Origin of the sequence: Leclercia sp. GLN_9 (assembly GCF_043105735.1) — a bacterium.
GTDB lineage: Bacteria > Pseudomonadota > Gammaproteobacteria > Enterobacterales > Enterobacteriaceae > Enterobacter > Enterobacter adecarboxylatus.
Window position 1 is genome coordinate 1 of sequence record NZ_JBICLV010000023.1, and the last position, 13,202, is coordinate 13,202.

At 56.1% G+C, this 13,202-nt stretch carries 13 protein-coding genes; 3 read left to right on the top strand and 10 right to left on the bottom strand.

Translation table 11 applies throughout. The features are described from left to right. Positions 1 to 126: 126 nt before the first annotated feature. From hemG to pepQ, 4 genes are read right to left on the bottom strand one after another with little or no spacing between them, the layout of a single operon-like run. Positions 127 to 669 (bottom strand): menaquinone-dependent protoporphyrinogen IX dehydrogenase, encoded by a 543-nt coding sequence (gene hemG, locus ACF8PE_RS16100; RefSeq protein ID WP_032615067.1) that lies wholly within the window; start codon positions 667 to 669, stop codon positions 127 to 129. A 12-nt stretch (positions 670 to 681) separates the two neighbouring features. Beyond that, positions 682 to 2,133: a Trk system potassium transporter TrkH gene (trkH, locus tag ACF8PE_RS16105; protein WP_032615069.1), complete on the bottom strand. Its 1,452-nt coding sequence runs from the start codon at positions 2,131 to 2,133 to the stop codon at positions 682 to 684. A gap of 40 nt (positions 2,134 to 2,173) precedes the next feature. Beyond that, positions 2,174 to 2,788 carry an IMPACT family protein gene (locus tag ACF8PE_RS16110; protein ID WP_117386895.1) on the bottom strand — a complete coding sequence of 205 codons (615 nt, stop codon included), beginning with the start codon at positions 2,786 to 2,788 and terminating at the stop codon, positions 2,174 to 2,176. Beyond that, positions 2,788 to 4,119 carry a Xaa-Pro dipeptidase gene (pepQ, locus tag ACF8PE_RS16115; protein WP_144884714.1) on the bottom strand — a complete coding sequence of 444 codons (1,332 nt, stop codon included), beginning with the start codon at positions 4,117 to 4,119 and terminating at the stop codon, positions 2,788 to 2,790. The genes ACF8PE_RS16110 and pepQ overlap by 1 nt, the downstream gene beginning before the upstream one ends. A gap of 187 nt (positions 4,120 to 4,306) precedes the next feature. On the opposite strand from pepQ, the gene fadB reads away from it, so the two are divergent. Next, positions 4,307 to 6,496: a fatty acid oxidation complex subunit alpha FadB gene (gene fadB, locus ACF8PE_RS16120; RefSeq protein WP_392495071.1), complete on the top strand. Its 2,190-nt coding sequence runs from the start codon at positions 4,307 to 4,309 to the stop codon at positions 6,494 to 6,496. A gap of 9 nt (positions 6,497 to 6,505) precedes the next feature. Continuing rightward, entirely contained in the window at positions 6,506 to 7,669 is a 1,164-nt protein-coding gene (gene fadA, locus ACF8PE_RS16125) for an acetyl-CoA C-acyltransferase FadA (RefSeq protein ID WP_032615079.1), read from the top strand. Positions 7,670 to 7,853: 184 nt separating this feature from the next. On the opposite strand, the gene fre is transcribed toward fadA, so the two are convergent. Then, positions 7,854 to 8,555 carry an NAD(P)H-flavin reductase gene (fre, locus tag ACF8PE_RS16130; protein WP_032615081.1) on the bottom strand — a complete coding sequence of 234 codons (702 nt, stop codon included), beginning with the start codon at positions 8,553 to 8,555 and terminating at the stop codon, positions 7,854 to 7,856. 42 nt (positions 8,556 to 8,597) lie between these two features. After that, positions 8,598 to 10,082, bottom strand: coding sequence for a 4-hydroxy-3-polyprenylbenzoate decarboxylase (gene ubiD, locus ACF8PE_RS16135; RefSeq protein ID WP_072250904.1), 1,485 nt, complete (start codon positions 10,080 to 10,082; stop codon positions 8,598 to 8,600). A 183-nt stretch (positions 10,083 to 10,265) separates the two neighbouring features. Here ubiD and rfaH point away from each other — a divergent pair, with 183 nt between their 5' ends. Beyond that, entirely contained in the window at positions 10,266 to 10,757 is a 492-nt protein-coding gene (rfaH, locus tag ACF8PE_RS16140; RefSeq protein WP_032615086.1) for a transcription/translation regulatory transformer protein RfaH, read from the top strand. Here rfaH and tatD read toward each other — a convergent pair. The 4 genes from tatD to tatA are packed head-to-tail and all read right to left on the bottom strand — an operon-like array spanning position 10,754 to position 13,127. Beyond that, complete coding sequence (gene tatD / locus ACF8PE_RS16145; RefSeq protein WP_103793464.1) at positions 10,754 to 11,536, bottom strand: 3'-5' ssDNA/RNA exonuclease TatD; 783 nt, start codon at positions 11,534 to 11,536, stop codon at positions 10,754 to 10,756. The two genes, rfaH and tatD, sit on opposite strands and share 4 nt — an antisense overlap. 41 nt (positions 11,537 to 11,577) lie before the next feature. Then, a complete protein-coding gene (gene tatC / locus ACF8PE_RS16150) occupies positions 11,578 to 12,339 on the bottom strand; it encodes a Sec-independent protein translocase subunit TatC (protein WP_103793463.1) in 762 nt (253 codons plus the stop codon). 2 nt (positions 12,340 to 12,341) lie between these two features. Beyond that, positions 12,342 to 12,869, bottom strand: a complete 528-nt coding sequence (tatB, locus tag ACF8PE_RS16155; protein WP_077227580.1) for a Sec-independent protein translocase protein TatB — start codon at positions 12,867 to 12,869, stop codon at positions 12,342 to 12,344. A gap of 3 nt (positions 12,870 to 12,872) precedes the next feature. After that, positions 12,873 to 13,127: a Sec-independent protein translocase subunit TatA gene (gene tatA / locus ACF8PE_RS16160; RefSeq protein WP_032615095.1), complete on the bottom strand. Its 255-nt coding sequence runs from the start codon at positions 13,125 to 13,127 to the stop codon at positions 12,873 to 12,875. Positions 13,128 to 13,202: the final 75 nt, after the last annotated feature.

Below are 13,202 nucleotides of genomic sequence, written 5' to 3' on the forward strand. Positions count from 1 at the left end.
CTGACCCGGCGGCTTGTTTGCCGTTGTTCCGTGTCAGTGGAGGCGCATTATAGGCAGTTCTTCGGCGGTGACAAGCATAAATCTCAAAAAGTTTTCCGCTCGCTCACTTTTCGCTCTTTACGTTTATTAAAGCCGCGAATTGCGGGTTAATTGCGCAATTTCCCGGGCGAAACTGGCGACCTGTGACCAGTCGGTATAGACCACTTCTTTGCGCGTATCGGTTTCGCCGCCGGTCATCTTCATAATAAGACGGATCATAAAGCGGTCGTACCAGCGATAATGTGGGTAACGCAGCGCACCGGCAAAGACGGCACAGGCCGCTGGCTTCCAGGGCGAGTTCAGCAAAAACTTACGGGTGTAGCTGTTGGTCTGCGGTGTGCGCTTTTCTGCTTTACGTGCCACCAGGTTTACAGAGTAGAACGCCCCCGGCAGGCTGTTCAGCGTAGCCACATGCTTTTTCACAAAGCGATCCACCGCCGGATGGAAATGACCGTAGCGAATCGAGGCCCCGATGACCACGCGGTCATACTCCTGCCACGCAATCTCATCGGTACGGTTCAGGTTGATGACATCGGAATAGATGCCCTGCTCTTTTAACTCAGAAGCCAGAAAAGCGGCAATCTCGCGCGTTTGTCCGTCACGGGTTGAAAATAGAATTAATGTTTTCATAAATGGCTCCCTTTATTCGCGCCAGAAAGTTGGCGTAAAGAGGACCAACAGCGTAAAGACCTCAAGACGCCCGAACAGCATGTTGGCAATCAGGATCCACTTCGCGGTCGGATTCATGCTGGCAAAGTTATCTGCGACTACGCCGAGGCCCGGTCCCAGGTTATTCAGTGTGGCCACAACGGAAGCGAACGCCGAGAAGTCATCCACACCCGTTGCGATAATCGCCAGCATGCTGACGATAAAGACCAGCGCGTAGGCGGAGAAGAAGCCCCACACCGCTTCAAGAATACGTTCTGGCAGCGCGCGGTTACCCAGCTTAATGCTATAGACCGCATTCGGGTGAACCAGACGTTTAAGTTCGCGGTTGCCCTGCTTAAACAGCAGCAGGATGCGGATCACTTTTAGCCCGCCCCCCGTCGAGCCGGCACAGCCGCCGATAAACGCTGAACAGAGTAGCAGGACCGGCAGGAAAAGCGGCCAGCGCGCAATGCTGTCGGTGGTGAAGCCTGCCGTCGTCGCCATCGACACCACCTGGAAGAAGGCCTGGTTCACCGTAGTGACCGCCGAGGCATAGACATCGTGCAGCCAAAGCACCAGGGTACAAATCACCACCAGCGTCAGCTGTACGCCGATAAACATGCGGAATTCGGGATCGCGCCAGTAGACCTTCAGGTTACGACCGCTAAGTAAAGAGAAGTGCAGACCATAGTTACAGCCGGAGATCAGCAGGAAGACCGCAATGATGGTGTTGATCGTTGGGCTGTCAAAATAGCCGATACTGGCATCATGGGTGGAGAACCCACCAATCGCGATGGTGGCAAAGCTATGGCCGATAGCATCAAAGGCCGGCATTCCAGCGAACCACAGCGCCAGCGCACAGGCAACGGTCAGCAGCACATAGATGAGCCATAAGGTTTTGGCCGTCTCGGCGATACGCGGGCGCATCTTATTATCTTTCAGCGGCCCCGGCATCTCTGCCCGGTACAGCTGCATCCCCCCGACGCCCAGAATTGGCAGGATCGCCACGGCTAATACGATGATCCCCATCCCGCCGAACCATTGCAGCATCTGGCGATAAAAGAGGATGGCGTGGGGGAGCGAGTCCAGCCCCACCAGCGTGGTAGCACCGGTGGTGGTCAACCCGGAGAAGGATTCAAAGAACGCATCGGTGATGGTCAGGTTGGGCTGTTCAGAAAAGATGAAGGGCAATGCCCCCACGCTGCCCAGCACGGTCCAGAACAGCACCACGATCAGGAAGCCTTCGCGGGATTTCAGCTCCCCTTTCTCACGACGGTTAGGCCACCATAATAAGGAGCCAATCATCAGCGCGACGAAAAAGGTCTGTGTAAAGGCCCGGCCCGCACCATCCCGATAAATAAGCGCCACCAGTCCGGGAAGGATCATCGTCCCGGAGAAAAGTATGACCAGCAATCCAACGATTCGGGTTATGGCACGAAAATGCATCTCTGCCGCTTCCTTTGGTATTCAAAAAGTAAGGTGGGGATTATTCTTCAATCGGCCGTAATTGCAACGAACCACGACTAAAATCAGCCAGTTTTGCTGAGAATGCCGGAAGCGACGCCTGAGGTAGCGCCACACGCAATTGCACCGTCGCCTGGTAATCACTGTGCACAATCAGACCCTGATACAGCTTCAGCAACGACTCGATGCCGGATAACTGGGCGTAATCGCACAATAAAGTATATTCGGTAAGTGGCGTTTTGCGGATCGTTGACAGGTGATTAAGCGCCTGCTGAACACCGCCGCCATAGGCCTTAACCAGCCCGCCCGTTCCCAATAATACGCCGCCGTAGTAACGCACCACGACGGCGGTGATTTCACCCACGCCACTGCCCATTAACTGAGAGAGCATCGGTTTACCCGCCGTGCCCGCCGGTTCACCATCATCCGAGAACCCCAGCTTCTGCGAATCATCAGGCGGCCCGGCGACCCACGCCACGCAGTGGTGGCGTGCGTCAGGGTGCTCTGCCCGTACTGACTCAACAAAGGCTTTTGCCGCCTCCACGCCGTCGGTATGTGCCAACAGCGTGATGAAACGGCTTTTTTTGATCTCTTCCGCAAAGGTGACCGGCGCTGCCGGTATGAGCCAGCTGTCCATTACGCCAGCTTCAGATCTCGCGTCATGTTTTCAGTACCGTTTTCGTGGATCACCACGTTATCTTCGATACGGATGCCGCCAAACGGCTTCAGCGCCTCAATCTTCTGCCAGTTGAAGTGCTTGCTGAACTGCCCTTCGCGCCACGGCGCCAGCAGAGACTCAATGAAGTAAATACCCGGCTCGATGGTCAGCACCATACGCGGTTGCAGGATACGCGTGCAGCGCAGGTAAGGATATTTGGACGGCGCGGCCAGATGCGTACCGGTGTCATCCTGCATAAAGCCCGCTGTATCGTGAACCTGCAGACCCAGAGGATGGCCAATACCGTGCGGCATAAACGGCCCGGTCAGGTCGTTTTCCACCATTGCCTCTTCGCTCATATCGCTGACGATCTGATGCTTACGCAGCAGCTTCGCGATGCGCTGATGGAACTGGATGTGGTAATCCACGTAGCTCACACCGGCCTTCATGGTGGCGATCAGGGCCAGTTGCTCTTCATTCACGTCTTTGATCAGCTGGGCGAACTCGGTATCGCTGTTCGCGGCCCAGGTGCGGGTCAGGTCGGCGGCGTAGCCGTTGTACTCCGCGCCAGCATCCAGCAGGAAACTGCGCATTTCGGACGGTGCGCGGTGATCGAGTTTGGTGTAGTGCAACACTGCCGCGTGCTCATTCAGCGCCACAATGTTGCTGTACGGCACGTCGGTATCACGATGGCCGGTGGCCGTCAGATAGGCCAGGTTAATGTCGAACTCGCTCATCCCGGACAGGAAGGCTTCGTGCGCCGCACGATGGCCATTGACCGCGGTTTTTTGCGCTTCGCGCATACACGCCAGCTCATAATCGGTCTTGTAGGAACGGTAGTAGTGCAGATAGTCGATAACGCCTTTCGGGTTAATGTTATCCGCTGCGATGTCCAGACCGCGCGCACGTTCTGGCACCGGGCCAATATAGGCCATGTTGCCGCGGGTAGCAGGTAACTGGCTACCAATGCCGTCTGCTTTCGGCAGGGCAATCACCTCAACCTCTTCGGTCCAGAAAGAGGTCGGCAACGGTTCCACGTTGTGCCAGTAATCCACTGGCAGGTAAAACCACAGTTTTGGCTTGTTCACGCCATCCACCAGCAACCAGCAATTGGGAACCTGGGTTACCGGCACCCAGGCTTTAAATTGCGGGTTCACCTTGAAGGGATAAGCGTGATCGTCGAGAAAGACATTAAACAGCTCGCCGGAGTGGATGAGTAAGGCATCCAGCTTAAAGCGAGCCAGTACGTCGCGGGTACGTTCCTGTAACGTAACAATGTGATTTTTATACAGCGCGGCCAGTGAGTCCATCGTTCTTCCTTTTGTTTTGACCTCAAGTATCCGCATCTTAGCACACCTCAGAAAGGCTGCGTGATCTCCGCCGAGCGTGATCAGACCTACAATTATTTAATGAGTAATTTGCATTTCATTAACACAAAACCCACACTCCGATTCATCTGGTATGACCAGATCCAATTGCTGGATTCAGGAGACCGACATGCTCTACAAAGGCGACACCCTGTACGTAGACTGGCTGGAAGGTGGCATTGCCGAACTGGTGTTCGACGCCCCCGGCTCAGTGAATAAACTGGACACCGCAACCGTGGCCAGTCTTGGCCATGCGCTGGACGTTCTGGAAAAAGAGGCCGACTTAAAAGGTCTGTTGCTGCGTTCTGAGAAAGCGGCATTTATCGTCGGCGCAGACATCACCGAATTCCTCTCGCTGTTCCTGGTGCCACAAGAGCAACTGAGCCAGTGGCTGCATTTTGCCAACAGCGTCTTTAACCGTCTGGAAGATCTTCCGGTCCCGACTATCTCTGCGGTCAACGGCTATGCACTGGGCGGCGGCTGCGAATGCGTGCTGGCGACCGATTACCGTCTGGCCACCCCGGATCTGCGTATCGGCCTGCCTGAAACCAAACTGGGCATTATGCCGGGCTTTGGCGGCTCGGTCCGTTTGCCGCGCCTGCTGGGTGCCGACAGCGCCCTGGAGATTATTGCTGCCGGTAAAGATGTCGGTGCCGATCAGGCGTTAAAACTCGGTCTGGTGGATGGCGTCGTTAAGCCTGAAAAACTGCATGAAGGTGCGCTCGCCATTCTGCGCCAGGCGATCAATGGCGACCTAGACTGGAAAGCAAAACGCCAGCCGAAACTGGAGCCGCTGCACTTAAGTAAAATTGAAGCCACCATGAGTTTCACGATTGCCAAAGGCATGGTGATGCAAACCGCGGGTAAACACTACCCTGCGCCGATCACCGCAGTGAAAACCATCGAATCTGCGGCACGCCTGGGCCGTGACGACGCACTGAAATTAGAAAACCAAAGTTTCGTCCCCCTGGCGCATACCAACGAAGCCCGCGCGCTGGTCGGTATTTTCCTCAACGATCAGTTCGTTAAGGGCAAAGCGAAGCAGCTCACCAAAAATGTCGAGACGCCAAAACAGGCGGCGGTACTGGGCGCAGGCATTATGGGCGGCGGCATCGCTTACCAGTCGGCCTGGAAAGGCGTGCCGGTGGTCATGAAAGATATCAACGAGAAGTCGCTGACCCTGGGCATGACCGAAGCGGCCAAGCTGCTGAACAAACAGCTCGAACGCGGCAAGATCGACGGCCTGAAGCTCTCCGGGGTGATCTCCACGATCCACCCGACGCTGGAATACAGCGGTTTCGATCGTGTGGATGTGGTGGTCGAAGCGGTAGTCGAAAACCCGAAGGTGAAAAAAGCGGTACTGGCAGAGACAGAAGACAAGGTGCGCCCGGATACCGTGCTGGCGTCCAACACTTCCACCATTCCAATCAGCGAACTGGCCAGTGTCCTGAAGCGCCCGGAAAACTTCTGCGGAATGCACTTCTTTAACCCGGTGCATCGCATGCCATTGGTTGAAGTCATTCGCGGCGAGAAAACGTCTGACGAAACCCTCGCCAAAGTGGTGGCCTGGGCCAGCAAGATGGGCAAAACCCCGATTGTGGTGAACGACTGCCCGGGCTTCTTTGTCAACCGCGTGCTGTTCCCGTACTTTGCCGGGTTTAGCCAGCTGCTGCGCGACGGGGCTGATTTCCGCAAGATCGACAAAGTGATGGAAAAACAGTTTGGCTGGCCAATGGGTCCGGCCTATCTGCTGGACGTGGTCGGTATTGATACTGCGCATCACGCGCAGGCGGTGATGGCGGCCGGCTTCCCGGAGCGGATGCAGAAAGATTACCGCGATGCGATCGACGCGCTGTTCGAATCGAACCGCTACGGTCAGAAAAACGGCCTCGGCTTCTGGCGTTATAAAGAAGACAGCAAAGGCAAACCGAAGAAAGAAGAAGACGCAGCCGTGGACAGCCTGCTGGCTGAAGTCAGCCAGGCGAAGCGCGATTTCAGCGACGAAGAGATTATCGCCCGCATGATGATCCCAATGGTCAACGAAGTGGTGCTCTGTCTCGAAGAGGGCATTATCGCCAGCCCTGCGGAAGCCGATATGGCGCTGGTGTACGGCCTGGGCTTCCCTCCGTTCCACGGCGGCGCGTTCCGCTGGCTGGATACGTTGGGCAGCGCCCGCTATCTGGATATGACGCAGCAGTATGAACATCTCGGCGCGCTGTATCACGCCCCGGAAGGTCTGCGTACCAAAGCGCGTCATAACGAAGCGTACTATCCCCCGGTGGAGCCTGCCCGTCCGGTTGGCGCACTGAAAACGGCTTAAGGAGTCACAATGGAACAGGTTGTCATTGTCGATGCAATTCGCACCCCGATGGGCCGTTCGAAGGGCGGCGCATTTCGTAACGTGCGCGCGGAAGATCTCTCCGCACATTTAATGCGTAGCCTGCTGGCGCGCAACCCGGCGCTGGAAGCTACCGCTCTGGACGACATCTACTGGGGCTGCGTTCAGCAGACCCTGGAGCAGGGTTTTAACATTGCCCGTAACGCGGCGCTGCTGGCGGAAATCCCCCATTCCGTACCGGCAGTCACCGTTAACCGCCTGTGCGGTTCATCGATGCAGGCTTTGCATGACGCAGCACGCATGATCATGACCGGCGATGCCCAGGTCTGCATGATTGGCGGTGTGGAGCACATGGGCCACGTGCCGATGAGCCACGGCGTCGATTTCCACCCCGGCATGAGCCGCACCGTGGCGAAAGCCGCGGGCATGATGGGGCTAACGGCAGAGATGCTTTCCCGCCTGCACGGCATCAGCCGCGAAATGCAGGACAGCTTTGCCGCCCGCTCACACGCCCGCGCCTGGGCTGCAACGCAGTCCGGTGCCTTCAAAAATGAAATTCTGCCGACCGGCGGTCACGACGCCGACGGTGTACTGAAGCAGTTCTACTTCGACGAAGTGATCCGCCCGGAGACGACAGTTGAAGCCCTTTCGACGCTGAGACCGGCCTTTGATCCGGTGACCGGCACCGTGACGGCGGGTAGCTCTTCCGCCCTGTCCGATGGTGCTGCGGCGATGCTGGTGATGAGCGAAAGCCGTGCCCGCGAGCTGGGCCTGACGCCGCGCGCGCGCATCCGCTCAATGGCGGTGGTGGGTTGCGATCCGTCAATCATGGGTTACGGCCCGGTGCCCGCCTCAAAGCTGGCGCTGAAAAAAGCCGGGCTGTCCACCAGCGATATCGACGTCTTCGAGATGAACGAAGCCTTTGCCGCGCAGATCCTGCCGTGCATTAAGGATCTGGGGCTGATGGATCAGATCGACGAGAAGATTAACCTCAACGGCGGCGCCATTGCGCTGGGCCACCCGCTGGGCTGTTCCGGGGCGCGAATCAGCACCACGCTGATTAACCTGATGGAACGTAAAGACGCTCAGTTTGGTCTGGCGACCATGTGTATCGGCCTGGGTCAGGGGATCGCGACGGTATTTGAGAGGGTGTAATCAAAAGATAGTTCCCCTACATTATTCGCGCTGCATCGCGGCAGTAACTGAGCGAATCCCCGGGAGCATAGTAAACTATGTGACCGGGGGGGAGCGAAGGCAGCCAACAAAGAGGCAGCGTGAATGATGACGGGGAAAAGTTTAGTTGCCGTTTTCCCGCCTGTCAGGGGCGGGCTTTTTCTTTTCAGATAAACGCAAACGCGTCGCCAAACAGACGATCTTCACGCGCCCCACGTTCATTGCAGAACAGGTCCCGGGCAATTTTTGCCATTTCGAAACGACCGGCAATATAGATGTCGTGATTCACCAGCGTACCGTGATCCTGCAGTACCGCCGTTAACACAGTGCCGCTGCGACCACGCCAGCCCTCTTCCGGCTGCTCAACCACCGGCTCAACACGAAGGTTCGGATGAGTAACGCTCAGCGCTTCCAGCTCAGAGAGATCGTAAAGGTGCTTCGCCTCACGGCCACCCCAGTAAATGGTGATGTCCCGGTCCGGGTTACGCGCCAGCGCCGTCAGCAGAATGGAACGCACGTAGGAAAAACCGGTGCCGCCTGCAATCAGGATTAACGGACGATCTTCGTCATCGCGTAGCCAGGCTTCGCCATGAGGAATATCAATCTCAATCACGTTCTCTTTCAGAATGCGATCCATTACCGCCATCGCATACAGATTCAGCTCTGACGCCCCAATGTGCAGCTCGATAAACTCTTGCTCGTCCGGCGTTGAGGCCATTGAGAAAGGACGCTTATCCCGCTCATCCATCACCACCATTAAATACTGGCCAGCGCGGAAGGAGAACGCCGATTCAGGTACTAAACGGACGCGATATACGGTGTCGGTGATAGCGTCTACCGAAGTCACTTTACAGCTTAAGGTTGTCATTCGCTCTCTCTGTCGGCAAGTCTATAGGGCATAACGGCGCCGTCAGGCGTCTTTACCGTTATTCATTATGGCCAGTTCATCCCAGATCGCGTCAACTCTCGCAGTCACCTCAGGATCCTTTTTGATCGGACGACCCCATTCACGTTGGGTTTCGCCGGGCCATTTATTGGTGGCATCCAGTCCCATTTTTGAGCCAAGCCCGGAAACCGGCGAGGCAAAATCCAGATAATCAATGGGCGTGTTTTCAACTAACACGGTATCGCGTGCCGGATCCATACGGGTGGTAATGGCCCAGATCACGTCATTCCAGTCGCGGGCGTTAACGTCATCATCGCAAACGATCACAAACTTGGTATACATAAACTGACGCAAGAAAGACCATACGCCCATCATCACCCGTTTAGCGTGACCGGCATACTGCTTCTTAATGGTTACCACCGCCAGGCGATAGGAGCACCCTTCCGGCGGCAGATAGAAATCAACAATTTCCGGGAACTGCTTTTGCAGGATCGGCACAAAAACTTCGTTCAGCGCCACGCCCAGTACCGCGGGTTCATCCGGTGGACGCCCCGTATAGGTGGAGTGGTAAATGGCATCCTCACGCTGGGTAATGTGCGTCACGGTAAACACCGGGAAGCTGTCAATTTCGTTGTAATAACCGGTGTGGTCGCCATACGGCCCTTCCGGCGCCATTTCACCCGCCTCGATGTAGCCTTCGAGCACGATTTCCGCACTGGCGGGCACTTCCAGATCGTTAGATACGCACTTCACCACTTCGGTTTTAGTGCCGCGTAGCAGCCCGGCAAAGGCGTATTCCGACAGGGTGTCTGGCACCGGCGTAACAGCACCGAGAATGGTGGCCGGGTCGGCGCCCAGCGCCACGGCGACCGGGAAGCGTTCGCCCGGATGGGCCGCGCACCACTCCTGGAAATCAAGCGCGCCGCCGCGATGCGACAGCCAGCGCATAATCAATTTATTCTTACCAATCAACTGCTGACGGTAGATGCCGAGGTTCTGCCGCTCTTTATGCGGACCGCGCGTCACGGTCAGGCCCCAGGTAATGAGCGGGGCGGCATCTTCGGGCCAGCACTGCATGATTGGGATACGCGTCAGATCGACCGCATCGCCTTCCACAATCTTCTGCTGGCAGGGCGCGCCGCGCAGGCGTTTGGTCGGCATGTTCAGGACTTGCTTAAACTGCGGCAGCTTATCGAAGAGATCGCGAAATCCTTTTGGCGGCTCAGGCTCTTTTAAAAAGGCCAGCAGCTTGCCCACTTCACGCAACGCGCTGACATCCTCCTGCCCCATCCCCATCGCCACACGTTTTGGTGTGCCAAACAGGTTGCAGAGCACCGGCATGGTATAGCCTTTCGGGTTTTCAAACAGAAGCGCTGGCCCACCCGCGCGGAGCGTGCGGTCGGCAATTTCTGTCATTTCCAGGTAAGGATCGACAGGAAGGGTGATGCGTTTCAGTTCGCCCTGCTTTTCCAGCAGTTCCAGGAAGTCGCGTAGATCGTTGTATTTCATGCAGTTAGTCAAGCTCTCTCTGTAAGCATTTTATTATACGGCGTAAGACTGCCTGATGCTGTAGTTTTGTTAAATAAGCGTGAAGATTCAAGGCTTCTTCTGCGTACGGCCATTATAATCACCTTAGCGATCCCGCCAGGGTTTTGATATGCTTGCCGGTATAGCAAGTGGAAAAGAGTCATTATGCAGGCCTGGTATTTACTGTATTGCAAGCGTGGGCAACTTCAGCGTGCTCAGGAACATCTGGAACGCCAGGCAGTGAACTGTCTGACGCCTGTGATCACGCTGGAAAAAATTGTCCGTGGTAAACGCACCACCGTCAGTGAACCGCTGTTCCCGAACTACCTGTTTGTTGAATTCGACCCCGAAGTGATCCACACCACCACCATCAGTGCGACGCGCGGTGTCAGCCACTTTGTGCGCTTTGGCGCGCACCCGGCGACGGTGCCCGCTTCTGTGATCCACCAGCTCTCGGTCTACAAACAACCTGAAGACATTACCGATCCCGATACTCCCTTCTCCGGCGACGATGTAGTGATCACCGAAGGGGCGTTTGAAGGGCTGGTAGCGATTTTCGCTGAGCCGGACGGTGAAGCCCGCTCCATGCTGCTGCTGAACTTACTGAATAAAGAAGTGAAGCAGAGCATCAAAAATACCAGCTTCCGCAAAGTTTAAAATTCGACGCCAAACAGACGACGTACGTTGTCATCCGTCTGCGTAGCCAGCCACTGCGCCTCTTCGTCACGCCAGTGGGCGACCCGTTCAATGATATGTCCCAGATAAGCCGGTTCATTGCGTCGTGAGGCCGGTTTTGGACGGAGATCGCGTGGCAGCAGGTACGGCGCGTCGGTCTCCACTAACAGGCGATCGGCAGGTATCACCGGCAGTAACTCGCGCAGTTCCAGTCCCCGTCGTTCATCGCACACCCAGCCAGTGATCCCCAGATACAAACCGCGCTCCAGACAGGCTATCGCCTCCTCCCGCGTGCCGGTAAAACAGTGCAGCACTGCCCCAGGCAGTTTATCCAGCCAGGGTTCCAGCAACGCCAGAAAACGCTCGTGGGCATCACGGCAGTGCATAAACACCGGCATGTTCAGCTCCGCGGCTAACGCCAACTGGGCGCTAAAGGCATGTTCCTGCTCGGCAGGGGTAGAAAAGTTGCGGTTAAAGTCGAGACCACATTCCCCGATAGCCACCACCTCAGGACATGCGGCTAAGGCCCGGAGTGCGTCGGCACTTTCCGCCGTCCACTGGCTGCTGTCGTGCGGATGGACGCCCGCCGTTGACCAGCAGCGGTCGTAGCGCTGCGCCAGCTGCTGCGCCTGCTCGCTTTCGTGCAGGTTGGTACCCGTCAGCAGCAATCCGTTTACCCCGGCGGCGACAGCCCTGGCCACCACCTCGTCACGATCCTGGGCAAACTGCGGGCTGGTCAGGTTCAGACCGATATCAAACATACAGGCTCCCATATGACAACCGCCCTGGCGGGCGGTTGATGTTACTCTTTTGTCTCTTCGGACTCTTCGTCGTGATCTTCACGTCGCTTGCCGGTATAGAAGCGCGAGAAGAAGATGCCAACTTCAAACAGGCAATACATCGGGATCGCCAGCAGAGTTTGCGAGAAGACATCCGGCGGTGTTAATAGCATGCCTACGACAAACGCGCCCACCAGAATATAGGGCCGTTTTTTCCGTAAGTCGTCCGGAGTAGTGATCCCCATCCAGCAGAGCAACACAATGGCAACCGGCACCTCAAAGGCCACGCCGAAGGCCATAAACAGCGCCATCACGAAGCTCAGATAACTGGCAATATCAGTCGAGACCTGGACTCCTACCGGCGCGGTATTTGCCAGGAAGCCAAACGCCAGCGGAAAGACCACGAAATAGGCAAAGGCCATGCCGATATAAAACAGCAGCGAACTGGAGACCAGCAGCGGGATCACCAGACGGCGTTCATGCTTATACAGCGCAGGGGCAATAAAGGCCCAGACCTGGTAGAGGATCACTGGCGCAGAAGCAATCAGCGACACCCAGAAAGTGAGCTTGATCGGCGTGAAGAAGGGCGAAGCCACGTCGGTGGCGATCATGGTTGCCCCGAGCGGCATCTGCTTGATCAGGGGTGCAGAGACCAGCTGATAGATGTCGTTGGCAAAATAGACCAGGCATAAAAAAATGAGGCAAACCGCAATAATGCAGTTCAGCAGGCGTTTACGCAGCTCGATCAGGTGCGTAATCAGCGGTTGAGTTTCATCTACTGCCATGTTTACGATTTATCACTCGACGAGGGGGACGCGTCAGCAACGGGTGCAGGCTTTTTCTCTGCGGGCGCTGGCGTCGGTTCTTGTTTGGGGATCACCGGCTCGGCTGGCGACTGTTCGGGCGCAGCAGCCTGGTGCTCAGCAGTGGCAGGCGTCACGCCTTCATGTTGCGCTTCGTTATCTTTGACCAGCGGGTTGCGAATGGTATTGGCTTCGTCGCTCGCTTTTTCCGGATCGTTGACACTGTAGGAGCGCTTCATGGATTCCGCCGCTTCGCGCAGTTCGTCCATCGAGGCTTTCAGTTCCGGCGACAGGTTATCCATGCTCGCCTTTTCAACTTTTTTCAGGCTGTCCTGAAACTCCTGCAGCTTAAGCTCCTGGGCCAGCTCATTTTGCACCGTTGTCGCCAACGATCGTAGCGCACGTACCCAGCCTGCAACCGTTTTTACTGCCACAGGCAGACGTTGTGGCCCCAGAACAATGAGGCCAATCACGAAGACCAGCAGCAGTTCACTAAAACCTATATCGAACACGAATTACACCTGCTCGTTATCGTGGCGTTTAGCATTTTCCTTTTTAGCATCGTCTTGTTTATCAGCGATAGATTTAGCAGTGAAATCCGCATCCTGGCTGGATTTATCCTGCTTCTCGTCATCATCTTTGATCGCTTTCTTGAAGCCTTTGATGGATGCACCGAGATCGGAACCGATAGAACCAAGTTTTTTGGTACCGAACAGCAGCACGACGATGACGGCAATGATCAACAATTGCCAAATACTGATACCACCCATACATCTTCCCCAGTTGTAGACGATTAATTAATCAGGCCGCATTATACGTTATGCGGCCCTGCTATAGCGACGCAA